The 25,693-nt window shown below is 30.3% G+C and carries 29 protein-coding genes; 17 read left to right on the forward strand and 12 right to left on the reverse strand.

Annotated features, from left to right (window positions below; all coding sequences use genetic code 11):
- Positions 1-2 precede the first annotated feature (2 nt).
- Complete coding sequence (locus D6200_RS05445) at positions 3-1,049, forward strand: 1-acyl-sn-glycerol-3-phosphate acyltransferase (protein WP_073183225.1); 1,047 nt, start codon at positions 3-5, stop codon at positions 1,047-1,049.
- Here the strand turns inward: D6200_RS05445 and D6200_RS05450 are convergent.
- From D6200_RS05450 to D6200_RS05465, 4 genes are all read right to left on the reverse strand, one after another.
- Positions 1,030-3,960 (reverse strand): glycoside hydrolase family 3 N-terminal domain-containing protein, encoded by a 2,931-nt coding sequence (locus D6200_RS05450; RefSeq protein ID WP_073183227.1) that lies wholly within the window; start codon positions 3,958-3,960, stop codon positions 1,030-1,032. The two genes, D6200_RS05445 and D6200_RS05450, sit on opposite strands and share 20 nt — an antisense overlap.
- A 68-nt stretch (positions 3,961-4,028) precedes the next feature.
- Positions 4,029-4,514, reverse strand: a complete 486-nt coding sequence (locus tag D6200_RS05455; RefSeq protein WP_073183230.1) for an ABC transporter ATPase — start codon at positions 4,512-4,514, stop codon at positions 4,029-4,031.
- 73 nt (positions 4,515-4,587) lie between these two features.
- Positions 4,588-5,415: a 3'-5' exonuclease gene (locus tag D6200_RS05460; RefSeq protein WP_047789646.1), complete on the reverse strand. Its 828-nt coding sequence runs from the start codon at positions 5,413-5,415 to the stop codon at positions 4,588-4,590.
- A gap of 70 nt (positions 5,416-5,485) precedes the next feature.
- Positions 5,486-6,340 carry a PPK2 family polyphosphate kinase gene (locus D6200_RS05465; protein WP_047789645.1) on the reverse strand — a complete coding sequence of 285 codons (855 nt, stop codon included), beginning with the start codon at positions 6,338-6,340 and terminating at the stop codon, positions 5,486-5,488.
- Between the two features lie 140 nt (positions 6,341-6,480).
- On the opposite strand from D6200_RS05465, the gene D6200_RS15375 reads away from it, so the two are divergent.
- The 4 genes from D6200_RS15375 (at position 6,481) to D6200_RS05480 (ending at position 8,176) form a co-directional block, all read left to right on the forward strand.
- Complete coding sequence (locus D6200_RS15375) at positions 6,481-6,654, forward strand: hypothetical protein (protein WP_206337273.1); 174 nt, start codon at positions 6,481-6,483, stop codon at positions 6,652-6,654.
- 29 nt (positions 6,655-6,683) lie between these two features.
- Complete coding sequence (locus D6200_RS05470) at positions 6,684-7,022, forward strand: flavodoxin family protein (RefSeq protein ID WP_240627215.1); 339 nt, start codon at positions 6,684-6,686, stop codon at positions 7,020-7,022.
- Positions 7,023-7,100: 78 nt separating this feature from the next.
- Positions 7,101-7,379: a putative quinol monooxygenase gene (locus D6200_RS05475; RefSeq protein WP_047789643.1), complete on the forward strand. Its 279-nt coding sequence runs from the start codon at positions 7,101-7,103 to the stop codon at positions 7,377-7,379.
- 5 nt (positions 7,380-7,384) lie between these two features.
- Positions 7,385-8,176: a helix-turn-helix domain-containing protein gene (locus D6200_RS05480; protein ID WP_047789642.1), complete on the forward strand. Its 792-nt coding sequence runs from the start codon at positions 7,385-7,387 to the stop codon at positions 8,174-8,176.
- Here D6200_RS05480 and D6200_RS05485 read toward each other — a convergent pair.
- The 7 genes from D6200_RS05485 to D6200_RS05515 are packed head-to-tail and all read right to left on the reverse strand — an operon-like array spanning position 8,173 to position 11,978.
- The gene (locus D6200_RS05485) at positions 8,173-8,928 is read right to left on the reverse strand and encodes a LytR/AlgR family response regulator transcription factor (protein WP_073183232.1); all 756 of its coding nucleotides are present in this window, start codon (positions 8,926-8,928) and stop codon (positions 8,173-8,175) included. The genes D6200_RS05480 and D6200_RS05485 overlap by 4 nt on opposite strands.
- Before the next feature lie 26 nt (positions 8,929-8,954).
- Positions 8,955-9,263: a 2TM domain-containing protein gene (locus tag D6200_RS05490; protein ID WP_047789640.1), complete on the reverse strand. Its 309-nt coding sequence runs from the start codon at positions 9,261-9,263 to the stop codon at positions 8,955-8,957.
- Entirely contained in the window at positions 9,247-9,588 is a 342-nt protein-coding gene (locus D6200_RS05495) for a 2TM domain-containing protein (protein ID WP_047789639.1), read from the reverse strand. Before D6200_RS05495 ends, D6200_RS05490 begins: the two co-directional genes overlap by 17 nt.
- Before the next feature lies 1 nt (position 9,589).
- Positions 9,590-9,877: a 2TM domain-containing protein gene (locus tag D6200_RS05500; protein ID WP_047789638.1), complete on the reverse strand. Its 288-nt coding sequence runs from the start codon at positions 9,875-9,877 to the stop codon at positions 9,590-9,592.
- Positions 9,867-10,163, reverse strand: coding sequence for a 2TM domain-containing protein (locus D6200_RS05505; RefSeq protein WP_047789637.1), 297 nt, complete (start codon positions 10,161-10,163; stop codon positions 9,867-9,869). Before D6200_RS05505 ends, D6200_RS05500 begins: the two co-directional genes overlap by 11 nt.
- A 5-nt stretch (positions 10,164-10,168) precedes the next feature.
- Complete coding sequence (locus D6200_RS05510; RefSeq protein WP_073183234.1) at positions 10,169-11,521, reverse strand: 2TM domain-containing protein; 1,353 nt, start codon at positions 11,519-11,521, stop codon at positions 10,169-10,171.
- Positions 11,522-11,561: 40 nt separating this feature from the next.
- Positions 11,562-11,978 carry a DUF2141 domain-containing protein gene (locus tag D6200_RS05515; RefSeq protein WP_073183237.1) on the reverse strand — a complete coding sequence of 139 codons (417 nt, stop codon included), beginning with the start codon at positions 11,976-11,978 and terminating at the stop codon, positions 11,562-11,564.
- Positions 11,979-12,130: 152 nt separating this feature from the next.
- Here D6200_RS05515 and D6200_RS05520 point away from each other — a divergent pair, with 152 nt between their 5' ends.
- The 3 genes from D6200_RS05520 to D6200_RS05530 all read left to right on the forward strand — a co-directional run bounded on the left by D6200_RS05520 (position 12,131) and on the right by D6200_RS05530 (position 13,804).
- Entirely contained in the window at positions 12,131-12,625 is a 495-nt protein-coding gene (locus D6200_RS05520; RefSeq protein WP_073183239.1) for an RNA polymerase sigma factor, read from the forward strand.
- 5 nt (positions 12,626-12,630) lie between these two features.
- Positions 12,631-13,239 (forward strand): hypothetical protein, encoded by a 609-nt coding sequence (locus D6200_RS05525; RefSeq protein WP_047789633.1) that lies wholly within the window; start codon positions 12,631-12,633, stop codon positions 13,237-13,239.
- 79 nt (positions 13,240-13,318) lie between these two features.
- On the forward strand, positions 13,319-13,804 hold the full coding sequence (locus D6200_RS05530) for a hypothetical protein (RefSeq protein WP_073183242.1): 486 nt from the start codon (positions 13,319-13,321) through the stop codon (positions 13,802-13,804).
- Here the strand turns inward: D6200_RS05530 and D6200_RS05535 are convergent.
- A complete protein-coding gene (locus D6200_RS05535; RefSeq protein WP_073183244.1) occupies positions 13,801-14,823 on the reverse strand; it encodes a threonine aldolase family protein in 1,023 nt (340 codons plus the stop codon). The genes D6200_RS05530 and D6200_RS05535 overlap by 4 nt on opposite strands.
- A 36-nt stretch (positions 14,824-14,859) precedes the next feature.
- Between D6200_RS05535 and prfB the strand changes: the two genes are divergently transcribed.
- The 9 genes from prfB to D6200_RS05580 all read left to right on the forward strand — a co-directional run bounded on the left by prfB (position 14,860) and on the right by D6200_RS05580 (position 25,689).
- A complete protein-coding gene (gene prfB / locus D6200_RS05540) occupies positions 14,860-15,954 on the forward strand; it encodes a peptide chain release factor 2 (RefSeq protein ID WP_073183247.1) in 1,095 nt (364 codons plus the stop codon).
- Between the two features lie 19 nt (positions 15,955-15,973).
- On the forward strand, positions 15,974-16,315 hold the full coding sequence (gene arsC, locus D6200_RS05545) for an arsenate reductase (glutaredoxin) (RefSeq protein ID WP_047789629.1): 342 nt from the start codon (positions 15,974-15,976) through the stop codon (positions 16,313-16,315).
- Between the two features lie 697 nt (positions 16,316-17,012).
- The gene (locus tag D6200_RS05550; RefSeq protein ID WP_073183250.1) at positions 17,013-19,238 is read left to right on the forward strand and encodes an NADP-dependent isocitrate dehydrogenase; all 2,226 of its coding nucleotides are present in this window, start codon (positions 17,013-17,015) and stop codon (positions 19,236-19,238) included.
- A 206-nt stretch (positions 19,239-19,444) separates the two neighbouring features.
- On the forward strand, positions 19,445-20,260 hold the full coding sequence (gene murQ, locus D6200_RS05555; RefSeq protein ID WP_047789627.1) for an N-acetylmuramic acid 6-phosphate etherase: 816 nt from the start codon (positions 19,445-19,447) through the stop codon (positions 20,258-20,260).
- Positions 20,253-20,492 (forward strand): DUF6095 family protein, encoded by a 240-nt coding sequence (locus tag D6200_RS05560; protein WP_047789626.1) that lies wholly within the window; start codon positions 20,253-20,255, stop codon positions 20,490-20,492. The genes murQ and D6200_RS05560 overlap by 8 nt, the downstream gene beginning before the upstream one ends.
- Positions 20,493-20,495: 3 nt before the next feature.
- Entirely contained in the window at positions 20,496-21,548 is a 1,053-nt protein-coding gene (locus D6200_RS05565; RefSeq protein ID WP_083574814.1) for an ATP-grasp domain-containing protein, read from the forward strand.
- A gap of 90 nt (positions 21,549-21,638) precedes the next feature.
- Positions 21,639-22,586: a hypothetical protein gene (locus D6200_RS05570; RefSeq protein ID WP_073183252.1), complete on the forward strand. Its 948-nt coding sequence runs from the start codon at positions 21,639-21,641 to the stop codon at positions 22,584-22,586.
- A gap of 47 nt (positions 22,587-22,633) precedes the next feature.
- Positions 22,634-23,398 carry a hypothetical protein gene (locus tag D6200_RS05575; protein WP_073183255.1) on the forward strand — a complete coding sequence of 255 codons (765 nt, stop codon included), beginning with the start codon at positions 22,634-22,636 and terminating at the stop codon, positions 23,396-23,398.
- A gap of 20 nt (positions 23,399-23,418) precedes the next feature.
- The gene (locus tag D6200_RS05580; RefSeq protein ID WP_073183257.1) at positions 23,419-25,689 is read left to right on the forward strand and encodes a hypothetical protein; all 2,271 of its coding nucleotides are present in this window, start codon (positions 23,419-23,421) and stop codon (positions 25,687-25,689) included.
- Positions 25,690-25,693 lie beyond the last annotated feature (4 nt).

Consider the following 25,693-nt stretch of genomic DNA (forward strand, 5'->3'; position numbering starts at 1 on the left):
ACATGAAAACACTGTTGTACTACTTTTTTAAAGCTTTTGTAAAAACTGGCTTATTCTTTTACTCTAAAAAGACAACGATTATTGGAAGTGAGCATATTCCCAAAAAAGAAGCCGTAATCTTTACAGCTAATCACCCAAATGGCTTAATTGACCCTATACTTATAGCTACACATATAAAAAGGAGAACAAACTTTTTAGTGCGTGCAGCTGTATTTAACAACCCTATTATTGCTAAGTTTTTCAACTCGCTTGGAATGATGCCTATTTATCGTATTAGAGACGGTGTACAACAACTTAGTAAGAATGAAGAAATTTTTAATAAATGTCAACTCCTTTTAAAAAATAATAAAACTTTACTAATCTTTCCTGAAGGAACACACAAAAAAGACAGAGCTATTAGACCACTTAGTAAAGGCTTTACAAGAATTATTTTTAAAACTTTAGATAATTTCCCTGACACTCGAATAAATATTATTCCAGTAGGAATTACATATCAAAACGTATCTAGCTACCCTTCAAAAACTGCTATCCATTTTGGTTCTCCAATTTTGGCTAACGATTATTACGACAAACAAAACATAAATAAATCTGTAAAACACATAAAAGAGCTTGTTTCAAATCAATTAGAAAACTTATCTGTTCATATAGAACAAAATGAAAGTTATGAAACTACCTTAGCTAATTTAAATAATGCTCAAGTAGATTTTACTAAAGTTGATGAAGTAAACAGTCTTATAAGAAATAAAAAGGTATTTGTACAAAAAAAGCGTAGTATTAACTACGCTCTCCCTTTATTCTTTTTAATTGTTTTAAATAGTTTAGTTCCATATTCAATTTGGAAATTTTTAAGTAGAAAAATCGATGAAATAGAGTTTATAGATACCTTTAGATTTGGTGTAAACGCTATTTTATTTCCTTCCTTTTATTGTATACAAAGTTGGATAATATCTATATTTTGGGGTTGGAAAATAGCTTTAATCTACTTTTTCACTTCCTTTTTACTTATTCTTTTATATACCAAATTATCACCTACTCCACCATCAAAATAGCATCTTGAATATCTTGTTGAATTTTGGTACGTATATTACTTTTTACTAAACCATAATTTCTCATTGTTGGATAAATTCTGTTTGATAAAAACACATACACGACACCTGTTGCTGGGTCTGCCCAAGTATACGTTCCAGTAAAACCACTATGTCCAAAACTCACATCCGAAACACAGCCACAAGTTGCTTTTACTTTGGGGTTTAATTGTGGTTTATCAAAACCTAACCCTCTACGTACTCTTTTGTTTTCATAATAGCGTTTATTAAACTTATGCACTGTTTCTGGCTCTAAGTACTTCTTTCCTCCATAAGATCCATCCTGTAAAAACATTTGCATAATTTTAGCTACATCGTTTGCATTTGCAAATAACCCTGCATGTCCTCCTACTCCACCTAACATAGCTGCTCCCATGTCGTGAACATAACCATGAACTAATTGATGTCTAAAATAATTGTCTCTTTCTGTGGGTACAATTTCATCTTTAGTAAACTTATTTAAAGGTAAGTATGTCATTCTATCTGCCCCAATAGGTTGATAAAACTGTTCTTCAACCAGTTTATTTAAAGGTCTTTTATATTTTCTTTCTATAATTTCTTTAAAAATATAGTAGCCTAAATCACTATACTTATATCCTACTCTTTTTCGTTGTTCAGAATCAACTATTTGTTTATAAATTGAATCTTTATATTCTTTAGCTAAGTATAAATTTCTTGCTACTTTTATACTAAACCTTGAAGTTCTGTTTTTTCTATAAAACTGTGTAGAGTTCTTTCCTGTTACACTGTCTTTAGTATGCAAATAAAATGGAATCCAAGCACGTAAACGTCCATAATGGGATAATACTTCTTTTAATAACAAAGTGTCTTTATTCGATTTACTATACCTTGGTAATACATCTCCCAAGTTTGAAAATAAACTAATTTTTCTTTCTTCTTCTGCTTTCATTATCATGGGTAACGAAGCTAAAATTTTAGTTAAAGAAGCTAAATCGTAAATATCTGAATTCCTAACTGGTTTATTTTTTGCTAAGGTATGATAACCAAAACTTTTATTATAAATTACTTTTCCATCTTTGGCTACTAAAATTTGTCCACCTGGAGCCATCTTTTCTTGTAAAATTGTATCAATTCTTTTATCAATAATTGAAAGTTTTTCTGAAGAAACTCCAGCTTCTTCAGGAATTGTGTATTGTAACACATCCAACCCATCTACCAATAATCCATCCCCTGCTTTAAACTCATTTTTTATAGATACTGGCAACTTTCCTTTTAAATTAAAAGCTCCAAAAAGGGCTTGCGCTGATAGCTCTTGAGCTAACTTACTATTTTGATATGACATTACAACTCCTTCTATGTTAGTAAAAGAAGGAACTTGAAGTAGACTATACGGACTAGCAAAAACATCTAAAATAACTTTATGGTTCCTTGCTATTTCTTGTAACCATACAAGGTCTTTATTAGAAAACTTGTAACCTTTCCAAGGGTTTTTATTTGATTTATGAAAACCTATAACTATAAGATTGTACTTTTCTAACTTCTTGTTCAATACACTTAAATGCTTATCAGAAACCTTATCTACTTTCGTATAGTTTTTAAGCATTTCATAGAAATCTGATCCAGTATCACTTCCTAAAGAAATGTAAGCTACTTTTTTATCCTTAAGGTTGTTAATTGGTAAAATTCCTCCTTCATTTTTTAGAACTGTAATAGCGTTTTTTATCAATTTACGATGTAAAACCTCATCATAAGGGGTATTTATATCTTTTACAACATTTCCTGTAGTAATAGGCTTATACTTGTTTAACCCTACTAAGTATTTTGCCTTTAAAATCTTTTTAACTGAATGATTTAATCGCTCTTCTGTTAATTTTCCTTCCAATAGGGCTTTCTTAATAAACCTAATTGATTCAGGGACATCTTGAGGAATCAACAACATATCGTTTCCTGCCAAAATTGCTGCTAAGTCTATTTCTGCTGGTGTTGAATAATTTGCAGCTCCTTTCATATTCAATCCATCCGTGATAATCAACCCTTTAAAGCCTAACTGATTTTGTAACAGATTGGTTACAATACTTTTTGATAATGATGATGGTAATTTTGGATTCGTTTCTAAAGCTGGAATACTCAAGTGCGCTGTCATTACACTTCCTACACCTGCTTTAAATATTTTTTTGAATGGATATAACTCTATTGAATCTAGTCGTTCTTTACTAAAATTAATTGTTGGTAACGTGTGGTGAGAATCTGCTTCCGTATCTCCGTGTCCTGGAAAGTGTTTTGCATTCGCTAACACTCCTACCTCTTGCATTCCTTTTGTAAATGCTATTGATTTTTCTGCTACATTTTCTTTATCTTCTCCAAAAGAACGGTTTCCTATAATTGGGTTATCAGGATTAGTGTTTATATCTACAACTGGAGCAAAATTTATATGAATTCCAACTCGTTTACAGTGTTCTCCAATTCTTTTACCTACTTCCTGAAGTAAAACCGTGTCCTGAATAGCCCCTAATGTCATGTTCCAAGGAAAACGATACGTGTTTTTCAAACGCATATCCAAGCCCCATTCGCCATCAAAACCAACCATTAAAGGTATTTTTGCTAATTCTTGATATTTATTGTTTAAAACTACTTGTTTATCAGGTGTTCCTTGCATAAAAATAATATTTCCTACATGGTATTTTGTAACCATATTAGAAATAAAATCTTCGTGTTTTTTATCTTTATTTGAATATGCTTGTATCATAAACAACTGTCCTATTTTTTCATCAACAGACATAGTTTTCATGATACTATCTACCCATACATTTTGTGTTATAGAATCTTTTGCCAATAAAGGGTTTACTCCTTGGACTTGGGCTTGAATTATTTGTATAAAAACAAACGTTAGTAATGTTAATACTTTTCTTTTCATATATTATCCCTTAACAAGCCTTACAAAAAACATGTAAGGCTTTACATCTTTTTTTATAGAATGAATAGTTATACCAAAAATCGTGCATGCCAACTCTGGTTTGCTGGCACTTCCCATTTTGTTTCAAAATCTTCTTTAGTATTTACCATATTATTAAAAACAACCGTTTTAGCGGTTATTTTTTGTTCTTTGGCAAAATTTTGGAACTCTGGTAGTTTTACGATATTAATATTATCTCCATCTTTAAAAGAAATATTCATTTTATCCATTAAATCTAATTCTAACTCTTTTTCTAACTCTTGAATAAAACGTACAGAAGCATCTATTGAGCATCCTGAAGCATTATTAAAGTTCTCATCTACACCCAACACCAAAAATTGATTGTACTTAATAGTGAATGATCCTTTTAAATCGTCTCCATGACGCGTCCAATTATCAATAAAAAGTAATGCTTTTGCACTGATAAGCTCTACCTCCTCTTGTGTAAATTCTCTGTTTGATTGATACACCCAAACTCTTGCGTTTTGGGGTAATTCCTTATATTCTGTAAACATTTTTACTGTATTTGTTTCGTATTATCTAAATTAAAGAACAACTGAGATAATTACTAAAAATAGATGTTAAAGATTATCTTAAATTAAATTTTTGCTGTAAGGCTTGTAACTTTTCTTCATCAGTCATCGTATCTTTCGGTGCCGACATTCGTTCTTTTATTTCTTTTAAAACCTTTTTTGTGTACAAAGGAAAATCAGCATTCTGAATCCAAGCATTGTATCCTGGGTTTTCTTTAAATACTTCTTCAACAGTTCTTCCCTTATACTTTCCAAAAGAAAAAATTTCTTGATCTTTATCATTAAATAAAATAAACCCTGCAAAATCTGCTCTTTTTCCGTGGGTTGAAAATTCACTCAATGCTTCTACTGAGTTTTCTAAATCTTCATATTTTTCAACCTGTGCTAATAAAATTTCATAGGTTGCCTTTGTATCCGCTTCTGCTCCATGCGCTCCTACTAACTCTTTTCCACAATAAAATTGATATCCAGCACTTAGTGTTCTCTGTTCTTTTTTATGAAAAATAGTTTGTACATCAACTGCTTTTCTATTATTCATATTAAAATCAATTCCTGCTCGCAGCAGCTCTTCTGCTAATAAAGGAATATCAAATCGATTAGAGTTAAATCCTGCTAAATCTGCATCTCCTATTAACTCATTAATTTGCGGTGCTAATTCTTTAAAAGTTGGCTCAGCAACTACTTTTTCGTTTGTAATTCCGTGAATTTCTGAAGCTTCTTTAGGTATTTCTATTTCTGGGTTTACCAACCATGTTTTACTTTCTTTATTTCCATTAGGAAACACTTTTAAAATAGATATCTCAACTACTCTATCTTTAGCTATGTTTATTCCTGTTGTTTCTAAATCAAAAAATACGATTGGTTTTGTTAAATTTAAATTCATTTTTTGTAGTGCTTAAAGACAATATTTTATTTACTTTACATATATTATCTATTATTGTCTTTTCTATATATTATTCGTTCGTTAATTCTTTTTTAAATTCATCTATTTGGTCTAACACTTTCTTTGGCAGTGTAGGCTCTTTAAAATTATATTTTTCTAATTCTTTTTCTAATGTTTTTGCTACAATGTAACGTGCTGTAGGTTTATCATCTGCAGGTATTACATACCAAGGAGCATAATTTGTTGATGTTCTCAACAACATATCTTCATAACACTCTTGATATTTATCCCATAACTTTCGTTCTTCTAAATCACCCGCAGAAAATTTCCAGTTTTTTTCTGGAATATTTAATCTACGTAATAATCTGTTTTTCTGTTCTTCTTTAGATATATTTAAAAAAAACTTTAAAATAATTGTTCCGTTTTCAGATATATGCCTTTCAAACTGATTAATACGCTCCATTCTATCATGATAAAAAGTATCATTTAAATCATCAACGTTATTTACTGTGGGAATATTTTCGGCAAAAACATACTCTGGATGCACTCTTGTTACCAAAACATTCTCATAATGTGTACGATTAAAAACTCCTATTTTTCCTTTAGCAGGCAAGGCTATATAATGACGCCATAAAAAATCATGTTTTAATTCTAATTCTGTTGGTACTTTAAAGCTATGCACTACTACTCCACGTGCATTAACATCTTTAAAAACTTCTCGAATTAAACTATCTTTACCGGCTGTATCCATTCCTTGTAAACACAATAAAACACTATACTTACCTTCTGCGTACATTGTGTCTTGTAAATCACTAATTTTTTTTCTTGATTTTTTCAGCTTCTTCTTAGCATTATCAACAACTTCTTTAGTAGAAAATTCATTTAACTTTCTTTTTTTAGAAAATATGTAGGCATTTGTGTTCATCCGCTTTTTTTATAGCATAAAAGTACAAAAATATAGACTTCTTCTATTGATTTTTTCTTGGTTATTATCAAATATTACAATTAAATCCAAGATATTCTTTTATTTATTTTTTTGAGCTTTACTTCCAAATAAATGACAGAATGAATAAAACAGTTATTATACAAGCAAGTTCTAAAAGTGTAGGAAACACAAACAAAGTGGTTAACTACCTCAACAACAACGAGTCTTTTGATTTTATTGACTTAAGAACAAAAAAATTGGTGTATTTGAATATGATTTTAGCAATTCTGATGATGATTTTATCCCTCTTATAGAAGAAATTGTTAGTAAATACGATACACTAATATTTGCCACCCCTGTATATTGGTATAGTATGAGTGCTACGCTAAAAATATTTTTTGATAGATTGTCAGACTTGTTACATTATAAAAAAGATTTAGGTAGACAGTTGCGAGGCAAAAACATGGCTATGATTAGTAATTCTGGTGCTAATGACCGTAGAAATGGTTTTGAAATGCCTTTTATTGAAAGTGCTAAATATTTAGGTATGAACTATCTTGGTAGTACCCATGCTTGGTTTACTGAAGACGGAAACGACATACATCCTGATGCTAAAGTTAAAATTAATGAATTTAGAAATATTTTAGCTACTAAAAATTTTAAGGATGTTTTAACCCGTTAGAATTTTAAGATGTCGTTTTTTTACAATTTACAAGAAACCTTTGACAGTATTTTTGAGTTTTAATTTTAATTCATCACAATGCAAAAAGTAATTATAGCTCAAATAGCAATTCAACAAGGAAAAGAAAACGATTTTTTGAAATTGGCTGTAGAAATGGTAAAAACGAGTAACGCTGAAACAGGATGTATTACCTATCAATTACATAAAGACCTATTTAGTGAAGGTAATTATTTGTTTTATGAAGAGTATATTGATAAAACAGCTGTAGAGGCACATAATAACTCTGCACACTTTCATCAATTTATAAAAGATATTACTCCTTTAATTACCAGAGAGCCTATTATAAATATTTATTAATTTAAATGAGTATAAAACACTATAAGCCATCAAAATACCTATCTCCTTATATTGATAGGTATTTTGTTTGTTCTCAAACTAAAAGTCTTCCTTTAATTTTACCAGGCACTGGTTTAGAAGTACTTTTTCATATAGACACTCCCTTATCCATCAATAATGAAAAATTAGATATTGCTCATGTTATTTGTCCGAGAGAAAAATTAATTTTTGATTCAACTAACCATGTACATTATATTTCTGTACGTTTTCATAGTGGTGGTTTTAGACATTTTGCTTCTATTCCGCATACACAAATTGTTAATCAATATTTATCTGTAGAAGAAATATGGCAAAATGAAGGTAGAGAGTTTTTAGAAATTCTTTATTCATTACCTAGTGTAGACGAAAAAATTAAACTAATTGATTTCTTTCTATATAATCAATTAAAAAAACATCATTTTTCTACTATAGTTAATTGGGATTTGATAATTAAAACGCTATACAAAAACTTCAATTCAATACCTCTCCATGAATTGGCTTCTCAAAGTAATCTAAGTTACCGTCAATTTGAACGTCTGTTCAAACAAAAGTTTGGCGTTTCTCCTAAAAAATTTCAACGAATCACTAGGCTTCAAAAAACTGTAAAACAAGTATTGCTATCGAGTAACAAACATTATTTGTCTACTGCTTTAGATAATGGTTATTACGACCAAAGTCATTTTATTAAAGAATTTCAAAGTTTTACAAATCTTAAACCTTCCCAGTATTTTGTAACTAAAAACTTTGAAAACCACTTTTATTATAAACCTTTAAGCTAGTCAATCCAGTTTTTAAAATCTTTTACACGCTCTCTACTTACAATTATTTCTGAGTCTTCATAAGATTCTAATTTTAGTTGTAAGCGTGAGTTGGTATAAGAAACAATATCTTTTATGGCATTTATGTGTACTATAAATGTTCTATTTACCCTAAAAAATTGCTCGGGGTCTAACTCTTCTTGCCAATATTCTAAAGAGTTATCTATTAAATAATTTCTATTAGCATTTGTATGTATGTAAGTTGCTTTATTTTCTGAGTAAAAACATTCAATATCTTCTGTATTGATAATTTTTAAGTGCTGTCCCACTTTTATAGTAAATCGCTTTTTATATTTTCTATCAACTGGGTTAATCAACAGCTTACGAATGTCATCTATATTAACCTGTATATTACTTTGTATAGGTTGATGCTCTTTAAATTTATTTACTGCTATTGTTAACTCATCTTCATCTATGGGTTTTAACAAATAGTCTATAGAATTTAACTTGAATGCTTTTAATGCATATTCATCATAAGCCGTTGTAAAAATGATAGCTGATTTCACAGTTACTTCTTCAAAAATTTCGAATGATAATCCATCTGAAAGTTGAATATCTAAAAAAATTAAATCAGGATGAGAATTGTTTTGAAACCAGTTAATCGACTCTTCTACTGAGTGCAACATTTGTTGAACTTCTATATCTAATTCAGCTAACATTCTACTTAACCGTCTTGCAGCTGGCTTTTCGTCTTCAATAATTATAACATTCATAGTTTGGTTTGGTCTATTTTTAGCAATTACTTGTTCATGTATTCTTTAATCTTTCGCTCTTCCCATTTTTTAGAAAAAAGTTTTCCTTTAGAAAAAACATTAAATCCGTGTAAAAATACTATAACTCCCCACCAAAAGAACAAATTATAGTTGTTTACATCTAAAAAAGCTTCCATTACTGATTCGTCTCCATAAACAATATCTTTATATATTCTTCTTCCTATAAAAATTAAGTTTATTAGTATGTAAAACACTAAATGTTTGTAGAACTTTTTAATTTCATCTACTCTTTTTTGAGCTCTTATATATTGTTGTTCTCTATTTATAGTTTCCATTTTCTCTCTTTTTTAGTTCATCTAGATACTCTTGTATTTTGCGTTGTTCCCAATCTTTATTAAAAAAAATATTGGTTCCAAATACTCCTAACCAATGAAAAAAAACTCCAATCCCCCAAAAAACCCAAGTAGCATATACACCAAAATTGCTTATTGCTTTGATAAAAGTTAACTTGTCTTCATTCATCAACCCCATAATAATTACAACTGAAATAAATATATTCACAATTATATATGCTGCTAAATGCCAATAAAATCCTTTTATTTTTTCTACTCTTTTTTTGGCTAGTAAATATTTATGTTCTTCTTTATAATCATTTTCCATACTAATCCTTTTTATTTAAGTATTCCTTTATCTTCTTCTCCTCCCAATCTTTTCCAAGCCCTAAAATGTTAACACCAAAAACTAGCATCCAATGAATAAAAGTCACTAGTACTATTCCTATAACAGGAAACCAAAACCAATGATAATAAGGTGAGAATTTTAAATTCACTAAAACAATAATAATCACTGAAATGATATTTACTAAAGCATGAGCATAAAACCCTTTTACTTGTTTTACTTTCTTTTTAGCCTCTAAATACTTTTTTTCTTCTCTATAATTACCTTCCATTGTTATTGTTTTCTAAAAATTCTTTAATCTTACGTTCTTCCCAATCTTTTCCTAAGCCTATTTTTTCTATTCCAAAAATGCCCAACCAATGAAAAAAAACTCCAATTAACATTCCTATTATTGGATAATAAAACCAATGATAACTTGGCACAAACTTTAAGTTTATAAAAATTAAAACTGGAATGATTAATACAGTGACTATAAGATGAATGTAAAACCCTTTGATTTTCTCTACTCTCTTTTTTGCTTTTGCATATTTGTAAGCTGTTGTGTATTCTTTTTCCATCTCATTTATAATTTTTTATCATCATTCATTAACTCCTTAATCTTGCGTTCTTCCCAATTTTTACCTAAGAATAAATTATAATTATTTACTTCTAAATAATGAAAAATTAATCCTATCCCCCAACCTATCATAGGAAACCAAAACCATTGAAACTTTGAATATGTTTTGAGGTTTATAAAAATTAAAAAAGGAATAACTATACAATACGAAACTAAGTTTTGATAAAACTCTTTTAGTTTTTCTACCTTTTCTACTGCTTTTACATAATTACTGTTTTCTAAACTTTTTGTATCCATGATACTATCTTTTATATTAATTAACAGCGGTAAACACACTGTGAATATTTTATTATTATTAATTATTTGAATATTTCTATCGGTTATTAAACCGTAACGATCTGCTATATTTCTTAATCCTACTTTTGTACTTTTTCCTATAGCCTCTTTCGGATTAACGTTGTTTTGAATCTTTAAAAAACCTTCTTCTTCAAAAATGTTTATTTCTAAGGGTTTATTTGAAGAAACTACATTGTGTTTTACTGCATTTTCTAATAATAATTGAAGAGATAGAGGAACTATTTTTAAATCTGAATTACTTACTTCTTCTGGAATATTAAATTGAATAGCTTCTTCAAAACGCATTTGTAATAACTCCATATACGTCTTAGCAAATTGTAATTCTTCTTGTATAGGCACCAATTCTTTATTACGTTGTTCTAGTACATATCTATACACTTTAGATAACTTTGTTGTAAACTTCTCTGCTTGTTTTGGATTTTCGCTAATTAAAGAGGTTAGTACATTTAAACTATTAAATAGAAAATGTGGATCTATCTGGTTCTTTAACGTTTCAAACTTTGCTGTTTCAGTTTTAGCGACTATTTCATGCTGTGTTGTTTCTTGTTTTACAGACGCTTTCCAGTTTACCATAAAATCTTTCGCATGAAAAAACACAGCGATAGCTAACGATAGTATAATTGCAAATAAATGCATCCATAAAAATCGTCCATTAAAGAAGTTATCTATATTATTATTAAAAATCACAAAGTACTGTACGTAATGGATTAATAATACAGCTACAGTTGTATAGCTTATTGTTGCTATGATTCCTGCCCAAACTCTTTGATTGGTTTGCAAAACCCAATCCCATTTTTTACTTAAATAACCATTAATAATTCCATTACCTAACCCCAGAACAAAAGAATACATTCCTGAAAACAAAAACACTAATCCAGCTTCTTTTAATGTAAAAGCCTGATTTATTATAGTAAAAACAACACCAAAAATAATTGTAAGCTTTAAGCAAATCCAAATATCATTCTTCAAACTATTAAATGTTTTTTTTACTGGTGTTTTCATTCTTTATGCTTATTATATTTAAAGGTTTACCCTCTTCATTCTAAAATTTAATATCGAAAGATACATTTTTATCTTTAACCAAAAACTTTGCTTCGTCAAACACAGGCGGTCCAAAACGTGATAATTTATTGTTTGATACTCCATAGTCTTCTATTGGCATTCCATTAGGTTCAAAATCCATCTTATTATTATTGTTTGCGTCATGAAAACAAATAATAGCATATTCTCCTTCTGATACTTTTTCAAAAATTACAGTACTTTTTCCCTTTATTATTACTGATTCTTTTGCCTGTAGTGGTTCTTTTCTAAAGTTCTCTTTAGTATATAAGGCAAATTTTATTTTTCCTTTATCTGAAGTGACATTTACAACTGTCGTTGCAATTGTTTTGTCTTGAGCTGAAATTGTTTCAATTGTAAACAAGACGACTGTAATAACAATATGGATTACAAGTTTCATTTTATTTATTTTTTACGGTTAATTATGACACAAATATTCATAAGATGCTTTATCTCTAAAATAAAAACACACTGAATTGTATTATTTTTAAGATGAGTTGTAACAATTTGTATTTTTGAGCTACTTATAACATAACAACTCTACTAAACTTAGTGAAAAAAGAATTAGAAAATAGATTTTTAACTGATTTCGAAGCCAATCAAAACATTGTGCATAAGGTATGTAGGATTTATACAACCAATCAAAATGCACATAACGATTTGTTTCAAGAAATCACCATTCAGTTATGGAAAAACTATGGTAAGTTTAGAGGAGATGCAAAATTTAGTACTTGGATGTATCGAGTAGCATTAAATACTGCTATTTCTTTATATAGAAAATCAACAAGAAGTATAAAAACACAAGACTTTACAGACTATTCTTTTAAAATTAAAGCAGAAGAATATGACGACACTGAAGAAATACAATTAAAAGCCTTATATGGTGCTATTCGTAAACTAAATGATATTGATAAAGCGCTAATTTTTTTATACCTAGAAGACAAGCCCTATAAAGAAATTTCTGAAACCTTAGGTATTAGTCAAGTAAATGCTCGAGTTAAAATGAACAGAGCAAAAGATAAATTAAAAAAGATATTAAACCCATAATTTAAATGGATTTAGATAAATATAAAAAAGCTTGGGGAAACCAGTCTGAAGAAACAAATAAAGTTTCTAAAATCGACATTTATAGAATGGCGCATTCCAAGTCATCATCAATAGTAAAGTGGATTTTTATTATTGGAATTTTAGAGTTTATTTTCTTGAATTCTTTCTATTTTATTTTTGACATGGAAGAAGCTTATGAGGAATATAAAAAACTTGGTTTATATAACTTTATGATTTATTCTCAATTTATCATATACCCTGTACTACTCTATTTCTTGATTAAATTTTACCTTAATTATAAAAGCATTTCTGTTGTAGACTCTACTAAAACTTTAATGACAAAAATTATTAAAACAAGAAAAACTGTAAAGTACTACGTTATATTTAACTTGTTATATGTATTTACTTTTGGAATTATAGTTGCAATTGCATCACTAAAAGCTCACCCAGAATTTAACTCTAAGCAAGTTTTAATTTCAATTATTGTTACAGTAATAATGTTGATAGTTATGCTTATAGTTTTATGGTGTTTTTATCAGCTCTTGTATGGAATTTTACTAAGAAAGTTAAATAAAAACTATAAAGAGCTTGCTAAACTTGAAGACTTAAATTAAAAAGAACTGTTTTTTCATAAACTTTTATTAACGTTATATAATTAGCATTCACTATATTAGCCATATTAATTCATTACTTATGAAAAAAGTATTTATTATAGCTGTTTTCCTTTTTTATTCTGTTTTTGCTTTTACTCAAGAACATAGTTTTTGGAAAAATCTTCGTTTTGGAGGGGATGCTAGCTTTGGCTTTGGTTCAAATAACACAACTCTTGCTATATCTCCAGCTGCTGTTTATGATTTTAATGAATCTTTTTCTATAGGCTTAGGAATTGGTTATGTGTACAATAAAAACGAAGGTTTAAGTTCTAATATAATCACTCCTAAAATAATTACTTTATATAGACCTATTAGAGAAATTGAATTTTCTGCCGATTTACAGCAAATGTATGTCAATACAAACATTAATGGTACTTCTAAAAAATATAATTACCCTGCTTTAAATATTGGAGCTTCTTACAGAATAGGTGTTGTTTCTTTAGGCGTACAATACGATGTTTTGTATGAAGAAAGCAAAAGTGTATACGCTTCTGCTTTCTCTCCTATCGTAAGAGTTTTCTTTTAAAAAAACTCTCTTAATTCTTGTAATAATTTTTCATGCATCTCATTTGTATAATCTAAATGAGTTACTATTCGTATTTTTCCTTCCCCCATAGAAATTAGTAATATACCTCTGTCTGCCATCTTTTTCATAAAATCATCTGGATTTATAGAATCTTCTACATAAAAAATAACAATATTCGTTTCAATAAGTTCTACCTTTTTCACATACGAAGAACTTTCTAATACCTTACCTATTTCTTTTGCTTTTTGATGATCTTCTGCTAAACGCTCTACTTGATTATCCAGAGCATAGATCCCAGCAGCTGCTAAAAAACCAGCTTGTCTCATTCCACCACCAAACAACTTTCGTACACGTAACGCTTTTTCTATATGTTCTTTAGTTCCCAACAAAACAGATCCAACAGGAGCTCCCAATCCTTTTGATAAACAAATTGAAATCGTATCAAATAACTCTCCATATTGTTTTGGGGTTTCTTTTTTTGCCACCAAAGCATTAAATAAACGTGCTCCATCCAAATGATACGCCAAATCATTGGCTTTAGCTACTTTTTGAATCTTTTGTAATTCTTCAAAGTCCCAGCAGGCACCACCTCCTTTGTTTGTTGTATTTTCAACACAAACTAATCTACTATAAGGTGTATGAATATCATTTCTTCCTCCTACCACACTTGCTAACTGATTCGCTGTAAACATTCCTCTACCCCCATCAATTAAACAAGAAGTAACCCCTGCATTAAACGCAGCTCCTCCACCTTCATAATTATATACATGTGCCCATTTGTCGCAAAACATTCTATCCCCTGGCTGTGTGTGAATCTTTATCGCTGTTTGATTTGCCATAGTTCCCGAAGGAAAAAATAACGCAGCTTCCATTCCAAACAAATCCGCTACTTTTTCTTGTAACAAATTCACTGTCGGATCTGCTTTAAAAACATCATCTCCTACCTTAGCACTCATCATTGCTTCCAACATTCCTTGAGTTGGCTTTGTTACTGTGTCACTTATTAAGTTTATTTCCATTTCTAACTACGATTTTTAAAATGTATTTTTGCATCTATGATTACACACGAACAGCTTAAAAATATCGCTGAACGAATTGGCAAGTTAAAAGGATATTTAGAAATTGACAAGAAGTTAATTGAAATTTCAAATGAAGAAGAAAAAACAGCAAATCCTGATTTTTGGAACAATACGAAGGAAGCAGAAGCTGTAATGAAATCACTTCGGTTTAAAAAGAAATGGGTAGAAGATTACAATACTGTTGTAGCTATGAATGATGATTTAACAGTTTTGTACGATTTTTATAAAGAAGGGGATGTTGATGAAAACGAAGTCGAAGAACAATTTGATAAAGCTGCTACTTTTTTAGAAGATATTGAGTTTAAAAACATGCTTTCTGAAGAAGGTGATAGTTTAAGTGCAACGATACAAATTACAGCAGGTGCAGGTGGAACTGAAAGTTGTGACTGGGCAGAAATGTTAACTCGAATGTACACTATGTGGGCAGAAAAACAAGGTTTTAAAATAAAGACCTTAAACTACCAAGAAGGTGATGTTGCTGGTATAAAAACGGTTACTTTAGAATTTGAAGGCGATTATGCCTTTGGGTGGTTAAAAGGTGAAAATGGTGTCCATCGCTTGGTACGTATTTCTCCTTTTGATAGTAATGCGAAACGTCATACTTCCTTTGCTTCTGTATATGTGTATCCTGTAGCCGATGATTCTATCGAAATTGAAGTAAACCCAGCCGATATTGAAATTACTACAGCACGTTCAAGTGGTGCTGGTGGACAGAATGTAAACAAAGTTGAAACTAAAGTTCAGCTCTTGCATAAACCTACAGGAATTCAAATTCAGTGTTCTAACTCACGTTCGCAGCACGATAATAGAGCTACTGCAATGCAAATGCTGAAATCTCAATTGTACGAAATTGAATTACAAAAACGTTTAGCTGCTCGTGACGAAATTGAAGCAAACAAAATGAAAAATGAATGGGGAAGTCAAATTCGTAACTACGTAATGCACCCATATAAGTTGGTAAAAGATGTCCGTACAGCCCATGAAACAGGAAATGTAGATGCTGTTATGGACGGAAATATCAATCCGTTTTTAAAAGCCTATTTAATGATGATGGGGCAAAAAGAAGATTAATACTATAAAACTCTTAATAATGATAAAAATATATCACAATCCACGTTGTTCTAAATCAAGACAAGGTTTAGAGATTATAGAAAACTCTGGTAAAGAGTTTGAAACTGTAAAATATTTAGATACTATTCCCTCTACTGAAGAGTTAAAAGGAGTTATTAGTCTATTAAATATTTCTCCAATCGATTTAGTTCGTAAAAATGAAAAAATTTGGAAAGAAGAATATAAAGGAAGAGAACTATCAGATGCTGAAATCATTAAAGCTATGGTTGACAATCCTAAATTAATAGAACGCCCAATAGTTATTAATGGCAATAAAGCAGTGATTGGTCGTCCACCTGAAAACATCAAAGAAATCATTTAACTACTTAAAAGCTCTCAAGAAATTGGGAGCTTTTTTATTCACATTTGTTAATAAAACATTACATCCAACTTGTTGATAACAAAACACCTAAAACACTAAAAAAGAGTCATTTATTTCTTACATTTGGAAAAGAGTTTACAAAGTAAGTGACGTCAGAATTATAGTTAACTGTATTAATCACTAAAAGTAAACCATTAAAGTAACGTTCTTTATATATTTTGTTTTTAAACGTAATTAAAGCTAAATACGATCATCATAATTTTTGATTAATTGTAAGTTATTAATAATTTATAGTTTTCTAGTTATAAGTTTATAAGTATTATTGGTTTAAATTTAGCTGGACTAACCTGTTTAAAAACATCGAAACTTTTATTTTATAGGTGACATAATTTATAAGGTAAAGTTTCTTTTGAGGTAGTAACGTAGCTTTATCTAAGGAAAAAGCATAAACACCGTTTATTTGATAATGTAGTAATACAAATCAGTACCTCTTACTATTTCAAGAAAGCCATATCAATTACAAGAAATTGTTTGATATGGCTTTTATTTTTAATAACAAATTCTCTTTTTCACCTCTTTAAATTATCACATTCATAACAAAACATACTAATTAATAATAATTTACCATCAAAAAACTCAGCCGTAATTCTTAAATTTGCGTCACTTCAAAATATAATTTAATTTATTACTTATACATATGAATAAGACTGCTAAAATTATGTACACAAAAACGGATGAAGCTCCAGCATTAGCTACTCGTTCGTTTTTACCAATCGTAAAAGCTTTTACAAAATCATCTAACATAGAAGTAGAAACCAAAGATATTTCTCTTGCTGGTCGTATTCTTGCTAACTTTTCAGATTTTTTACCTAAAGAACAACAAGTAGAAGATGCTTTAGCTTTTTTAGGAGATTTAGCAAAAAAGCCAGAAGCTAATATTATTAAACTTCCTAACATCTCTGCTTCTGTACCTCAATTAAAAGCCGCAATTAAGGAACTACAAGCTTTAGGATACTCTTTACCTGATTACCCTGAAGAAGCTACTACCGATGAAGAAAAAGCTATTTTAGCACGTTATAACAAAGTAAAAGGTTCTGCAGTAAACCCTGTTTTACGTGAAGGTAACTCTGACCGTAGAGCTCCAAAAGCTGTAAAAAATTACGCAAAAAAGAATCCTCATTCAATGGGAGCTTGGAGTACAGACTCTAAAACTCATGTTTCAACAATGACTGAAGGAGATTTTGCACACAGTGAAAAATCAGTTACAGTACCAAATGCTACAGATGTACAAATTGTACATACTGATGCTAATGGAAACAAAACTGTTTTAAAAGAAAAGGTATCATTACTAGCTGAAGAAGTAATTGATGCTTCTGTTATGAGTAAAAAAGCATTGTTAACTTTCTTAGAAGAACAGGTTAAAGACGCTAATGATAAAGGAGTTTTATTCTCTTTACACATGAAAGCAACCATGATGAAGGTTTCAGACCCTATTATATTTGGTCATGCTGTTCGTGTTTTCTTTAAAGATTTATTTGCTAAACACGGTGATACATTTAAAAAAATTGGGGTTGATGTAAACAACGGATTTGGTAACTTGTTGAGTAACCTAGAAGAATTACCAGCTGATAAAAAAGCAGAGATTTTAGCAGATATTGAAGCTATTTATGCTAGTAACCCTGATGTAGCAATGGTTAATTCTGACAAAGGAATTACTAACTTACACGTTCCTTCTGATGTAATTATTGATGCTTCTATGCCAGCAATGATTCGTACTTCTGGACAAATGTGGAATAAAGAAGGAAAACAACAAGATACTAAAGCTGTGATTCCTGATAGTTCTTATGCTGGTTTATACCAAGAAACTATCGATTTCTGTATTAAAAATGGAGCTTTTGATCCAACTACTATGGGTACAGTTCCTAATGTAGGCTTAATGGCTCAAAAAGCTGAAGAATATGGTTCTCATGATAAAACTTTTGAAATCACTACTGACGGAAAAGTTGAAGTTATCGATGCTAATGGAACTGTATTATTAGGACACACTGTTGAAACGGGTGATATTTGGAGAATGTGTCAAACTAAAGATGCCCCTATTCAAGATTGGGTAAAGTTAGCTGTTACTCGTGCAAGAGCTACACAAACTCCTGCTGTTTTCTGGTTAGGAAAAGAAAGAGCACACGATGCAGAAATCATCAAAAAAGTAGAAAAATATTTACAAGATCACGATACTACAGGTTTAGAAATTAAAATCTTATCTCCAATAGAGGCTACCAAATATACTTTAGAAAGAGTTAAAGAAGGAAAAGATACTATTTCTGTTACAGGAAACGTTTTACGTGACTATTTAACTGACTTATTCCCTATTTTAGAATTAGGAACTTCAGCTAAAATGTTATCTATCGTACCATTAATGAATGGTGGTGGATTATTTGAAACTGGTGCAGGAGGATCTGCTCCAAAACATGTTGAGCAATTAGTAGAAGAAAATCACTTACGCTGGGATTCTTTAGGAGAGTTTTTAGCTTTAGCAGTTTCCTTAGAACACTTAGGTGAAACTAACGACAATAATAAAGCAAAAGTTTTAGCAGAAGCCTTAGACGATGCGACAAGCAAATTGTTAGATAATAAAAAAGGACCTTCAAGAAAAACTGGTGAGCTAGACAACAGAGGTTCTCATTTTTATTTAGCTATGTACTGGGCACAAGCTTTAGCTTCTCAAGACAAAGATGCTGATTTAAAATCTCAATTTGCTCCTATAGCAGAAAAAATGGCTACTAATGAAGCGACAATTGTAGAAGAATTAAATTCTGTACAAGGTAAAGCTGTAAACATTGGTGGATATTATGAACCAAATGATGATTTAGCTAATGCAGTAATGCAGCCAAGTAAAACTCTTAATAATATTTTACAAAACATATAATTAATTAGTTATATAAAATTCAAAAGCAGGTGATAAATCACCTGCTTTTTCTATTAAAAAAGTAAACCAAACAAATTATTAAACAATAATGTCCGCCGAATTATTATTCAACCCCATTACTTTGTTTTGACTTATAATTATGACACCATAAAATTATAATCACAACAATCTAATTTCTTAAAACTTTTAATTAGTAAATTTGAAGCATGAAGTTTACAAAAACAACCGAACAAGATTCCAACTATAATAATTTGGAAAAAATGAGTGTATCTGAATTACTGTTTAACATCAATAAAGAAGACAAATCAGTTCCTTTCGCTGTAGAAAAAGCACTTCCTCAAATAGAAAAACTAACGAAACATATTGTATTAAAATTAAAAGAAGGTGGTCGATTGTTTTACATTGGTGCTGGTACCAGTGGTAGGCTTGGAATTGTAGATGCTAGTGAATGTCCTCCTACTTTTGGCGTTCCTCACGAGTTAGTTGTTGGATTAATCGCTGGTGGTGATTATGCTATTAGAAAAGCTGTTGAATTCGCTGAAGATTCAACGAATCAAGGATGGAAAGATTTACAAGAGCACCAAATATCATCAAAAGATATTGTAGTAGGTATTGCTGCGTCTGGCACTACACCTTACGTTATTTCTGCTTTAGAAGAATGTAACAATAACGGTATTATTACAGGCTGTATAACTTGTAACCAAGGAAGTCCCTTAGCATTAACTGCTCAATTTCCTATTGAAGTTGTTGTAGGCCCTGAGTTTGTGACTGGAAGTTCTAGAATGAAAGCTGGAACAGCACAAAAATTAGTATTGAATATGCTTTCTACAGCTAGTATGATTCAATTAGGAAGAGTTAAGGGAAATAAAATGGTTGATATGCAATTGTCTAACAACAAATTAGTAGATAGAGGAGAAAAAATGTTAGCTTCTGAATTAAATATCGACCAAGAAACTGCTAGCGAGCTATTAAAAAAATATAGAAATGTTCGTGAAGCAATAAAAAACTATACAAATGAATAAACCTACTACTTTTGAAGCTGGTATAAAAAAGCTCTTAGTTTTTTTAGGGTTGTTAATTATTTCTCCATTAGTATTAAGTATTGCTTTTAAAGCCTTACGTGCTTTTAAAGATGCTCCAAAAGTTTTTATTGCATATGGTCTGCTCGCAGTTGGTGTGTTGCTAATACTATTTACCGTATATTATGGCTTTAAAACTTTTAAAACTATATTAGACCACCTTTTTAGCAAATAACTTTTGATTAAAAATAGTTCCATAAAAAAAATAACAGACTGGGAGCATTGGCCATCCGCTATGTTTTATCTTCCTAATCTTCCTTACGCTTTTTATCTAGCCCTCAAAGCCAAACATTTAGCTTTTTTTAGTGCAGCTAATCCATGTATAAAAAGCTCTGGAAATGGAACTGAAAGTAAGTACGAAACAATTTTATTAGTTCCTGAAAAACATAGACCTAAAACAGTTTTAATTAAACCAAAAACTGATTTTAAAACTGTTTGTAAAAATATCAAAGAACAAAAAATTAATTTTCCTTTAATAGCAAAACCCGATGTTGGCTTTAGAGGTTTATTAGTTGAAAAAATAACTACAAAAGAAACACTAAAAAACTATCTTGAAAAATACTCCATTGACATTATTATTCAAGAGTTTTTAGATTATAAAAATGAGTGTGGGATATTTTATCATAGAAACCCAAAGGATAATTCTGGAAAAATTTCTTCATTAACTCTAAAACATTTTTTATCCGTTACAGGAGACGGGACCTCTACTTTAAAAGAATTAATTTTAGCTGATAAAAGAGCTAAATTATACGTCGATTTATTTTTTAAAATTCATCAAAATAAACTTACAGAAATACCTGTTAAAAATGAGGTTATTAAACTTACTGCTATAGGTAATCATTCTAAGGGAACTCAGTTTATTAATGGTAATCATTTGATAAATGATAAACTAACTGACACTTTTGATAAACTAAGTAAATCAATTCCCGGTTGGTATTATGGACGAATTGATTTAAAGTACAATACTTTTGAGGAGCTAGAAAAGGGTGTCAATTTTAAAATACTAGAAATCAACGGAATTATAGCAGAACCTACTCATATTTACGATTCACAAAATTATACCTATCTAAAAGCCTTAAAAGCTATAAGGGTACATTGGAAATCTCTTTTTAATATCGCTATTACGAACCATAAGAATTTCAATACTCCATATAAAAATTCGATAAGTTTTCTTTATGAAATTTTTTTACTAAAAAAATATACAAAAAAAATTAAACGTCTTTCTAAATAAAAAATCTTTCTTACATTTGTAAGCGAATACATGTCCATGTATTTTTTAAGAATCCCCCCGAGTCTTAAGAACAATTAATTATTTAACTGAATGGAAAGAAGATTACTTTTTTCTTTGATTCTTGTTTGTGCTATTATCCCAACCTTTTCTCAAGTAAAAGTTGGAGATAATCCCTCTTCAATTCATTTAAGCTCTATCCTAGAACTAGAGAGTTCTGACAAAGTTTTAGTTATAAGTAGAATGACCAGCACTCAAATGAATGCTATTCAACCTTTGCGAGGTGCTTTAGTTTTCAACATTGACCAGAATTGTGTTTTCATGTACGATGGTAGCTCATGGAGAAGTTTATGTTCTTCAGGAACTAGAGAAAGTATTGACGTAACTACTTCTTCCACACCTCCTATTGATAATGAAATAGGTGATTTTTGGATTAACGACTCTCAAAATAATACCACCAGTATTTGGGATGGAACAAATTGGATTTCTATAGATAACAACCCTAGAAGAGGAAATGGAACACCTAATAATAGTACTGCCCCGAATCCAAGTTCTGGAGATGTTTATGTAGATACAACCACTGGTATAATTTATGCTTATGATGGTACAACTTGGGTAACATCTAACACAACACCATCTGCAAATAACGGACTTTTAATAAATGCTAGTAATACTATTCAATTAGGTGGTGTATTAATTCAACCTACCACTATTGAAACTAGTACTACAAATACATTAGCTATTAGTGGTTTAGAAAATGGAAGCACTACTACTGATGATATCGTTACAGTAGACAGAACTACTGGCGTTTTAAAAAGAACCGCTGCTTCTAACCTACTAAATGAAGAAGTTATAAAAATTATAGCAACTGATGGTCAGGTAACTTTTACGGGGCTTACATTATATACAACTGATAAAATTAATGTATACAGAAACGGAGTTAGAATAGACTTTACTGTTGATAATGCCACAACGATTACCATAGAACCTGAAGCAACATGCTATGCAGGTGATGAAATACGAATAGTTCAACTTTATTAATAACAATCCTTAATTAAAAATCTTAAAAACAATTTAATTATCAATTCATGAAAACAATTACAAACAAATTTAAATTAACATTAGCTGTCTTAAGTTTATTGGCTATTGGTACTGTTAGTGCGCAAATCACTGGTGTAGATATTGCTCCTGCAAATAAAGACATTCAAACTGGAGTAAATAAAACTATAAGAGTTATAGACAATAAAGGTACTATTAAATACATCCAAACTCAAAATGGTATTACTACATTAACTAATACTACTAACAATACCACTACCACCACTATTCAGTTGGGAGGAACTTTAAATAGTGATACTACAATCACTTTAAATGATGGTACTACAGATCGTAACTTTACTATTGATGGTATTAATTTTAACCTAAATAATACAGTTGTTGAAAACGGTGCTGCTGCAACTGCTGATGCAGGACAAGCTGATGGTATTTCTACTACTGGTTACACTCTTTTAGTAAGAGATCAAGCTACTGGTCAAGTAAAAAAATTACTGTTAAGTGATTTAATCCAAAGTGGTCATGATATTTTTGATAGTACTACTACACCTGCAGTTGTTGCTACAGCTAATCCTGCTACCTTAACTTTAGTACTTACAAACGCTCCTCAAACATTAGAGTTTAAAAATGTTAGTGTATATAGAAATGGTGCAAAACTGATTGCTAATAGAGATTATAGTATTATAGCTGGGGCAACTGCTACAGACCCTGCCTCTGTTTCATTAGCTCCTACCAATACAGCTCCATATGATTGGTCAATAACTACCGAAGATATTATCGAAGTTCATTGGTCTAAATAATTAAATCTTAATTTACCTTAATGCTTGAAAACATTAAACATATAAAAAGATTTATACTAGCTTTTGCATTGGCACTATCTTCTTTTAGTGCCAATGCACAAGAAGTTAGGGTTATAGATAATAAAGGAACTATTCAAAAAGTAAATAATAATAACGTTACTACTTCTACAACCGCACCAACCAACCCTGTTGAAAATGATGTTTGGTTCGATACAACCAATAGTCAAATAAAAATATATGACACTGTAGACGGTTGGAAGTTAATTAGCTCTACTATTGCTTCTCAAAATATCTACACTGCCAACGGTGATTTAACTTCAAACCGTACTTTAAACGGCACCAATAGCTTTGGTTTAACTTTACAAAACTTAAACTATCTACAACTATTTAGTAACACTATACAAATAAATGGTATTAACAGTACCCAAATAAGTACCACAGGAGGCCCTATGCAACTATCTGCTTCTTCAACAATGCAGTTAACAGCCCCAAGTAATATTATTTTACAAAGTCCTACTGAATTTAACAGTAGCTTATTAGATATTAATAATTCTGCTGGAACTTCTGGTCAAATATTAACCTCTACAGGCACCGGTGTAGATTGGATAGATAATCCTGCTTTGAATAACTGGCTAATTACAGGTAATACTGGAACTACGAATACAAATTTTTTAGGAACGATTGATGATGTTAAAATGCAAATCCGTTCTAATAACGTTTCTATGCTAGAGTTTGGTAGAAGACAAACATTAGGCTTAAACGAACCAACTAGAACTGATTATAACAACCCAAACCAATCGTTAGTATATTTAAATGGTTCTGATGGTGTATCTGCATTACAATTTAGAGCTGACGGTGCTAGCTTTTACAAACCTATGTTTTATACAACTTCTAATGGAAGTTTTAGGTTAAAAGGTAGTTCTGGAGGTACTGATTTTTTTGAAATAGGTTCCGCTGGTCCTACTAATGACGGTCGTTTGGAGTTTGTTATTGCCGATGATGGAAACGAACCTATTGTTTTCAAAAGGTTTGACTATAGAAATGGAGAGTTCTATAAAGAGTTTTTTAGAGTTCAAGGATCTAATGCTACTGAGAATGCTAAAACACGTTTTGGTATTAATATTAATCAGAATCAATATTCTGTAACAGACAATATAAATGCACCTTCAAACGGAGGTGTTACAAACCCTAAATTAATAGCTAATTCGACTTTACAAATTGAGGGATCTGTCTCTAAATCTATTGAACAAATTAACTCTAACACTACACTTAATGAAGACCATCATACAGTAGTTGTTACAGCTAACGTTACAATTAATTTTCCTACAGCAAATACCTGTAAAGGAAGAATCTACATAATTAAAAATGTATCTGGTGGAAACATTAATTCTTCTACTTACAGAAACGAATCAAACACAGATACATCTACGATAAACAATAATACTACATTAAAGGTACAGAGTGATGGAACTAGATGGGTAAGTATTAGTAATATTCTAAACAATATTAATAATAATTGGAAAGTTACTGGTAACTCAGCCACAAATCCTACAAATAATTTTATTGGAACTACTGATGCTCAAGATTTATCTTTAAGAACAAACAATACTGAAGCAGTTAGAATTCTTCAATCTAATCAAAATGTTGGTATTAATACCACTATCCCTTCTGAACGTTTAGATGTTAATGGTAAAGTACGTATTAGAGATATATCTACTGTTACTACAAATAATGATATACTAACAACCAATACAAACGGTGTTGTTGAAAAGAAAAAATTGATTGCCTCTGAAAGTAATAATCAAATTTCTACTGGAGCCAATGGTGGTGTATATTTAGGACCAACTGTATATACTGGTGCTTTTATAATTAATACAAACGGAAATGTTACTATAAATACACTACCTTTTCAACCTTCTCAAATAACTTTTGTAGCTCACGCAAATGTTGAATCTTTTAACTTAGATCTAGACAATAATATAGGTGATAACAACAGAAGCATTGCTAATTCTTTTGGTACAATGAACGGTTTTGCTAGAAATGACTCTGGAACAATAACACAACAAGTTATTTATATTGGAGGTAGTGGTAATTCTATAAATGATATTTCAAGGTTTGCATCTTCTTCAAACTGTATAGGTTTAAGATATAGTGATCAAAATGGTAATGATCTCGGTAAAATTACAGCTTCCATGACCTCTTTTAATACAAATGGTTTTACTATTAATGTAAATAGAACTAATAATGCTAGCTCCGAAAACCTTGTTGTATTATACACAGCATATAAATAGTTTA

Origin of the sequence: Tenacibaculum mesophilum (assembly GCF_003867075.1) — a bacterium.
In the GTDB taxonomy this organism is placed as follows: Bacteria; Bacteroidota; Bacteroidia; order Flavobacteriales; family Flavobacteriaceae; genus Polaribacter; species Polaribacter mesophilus.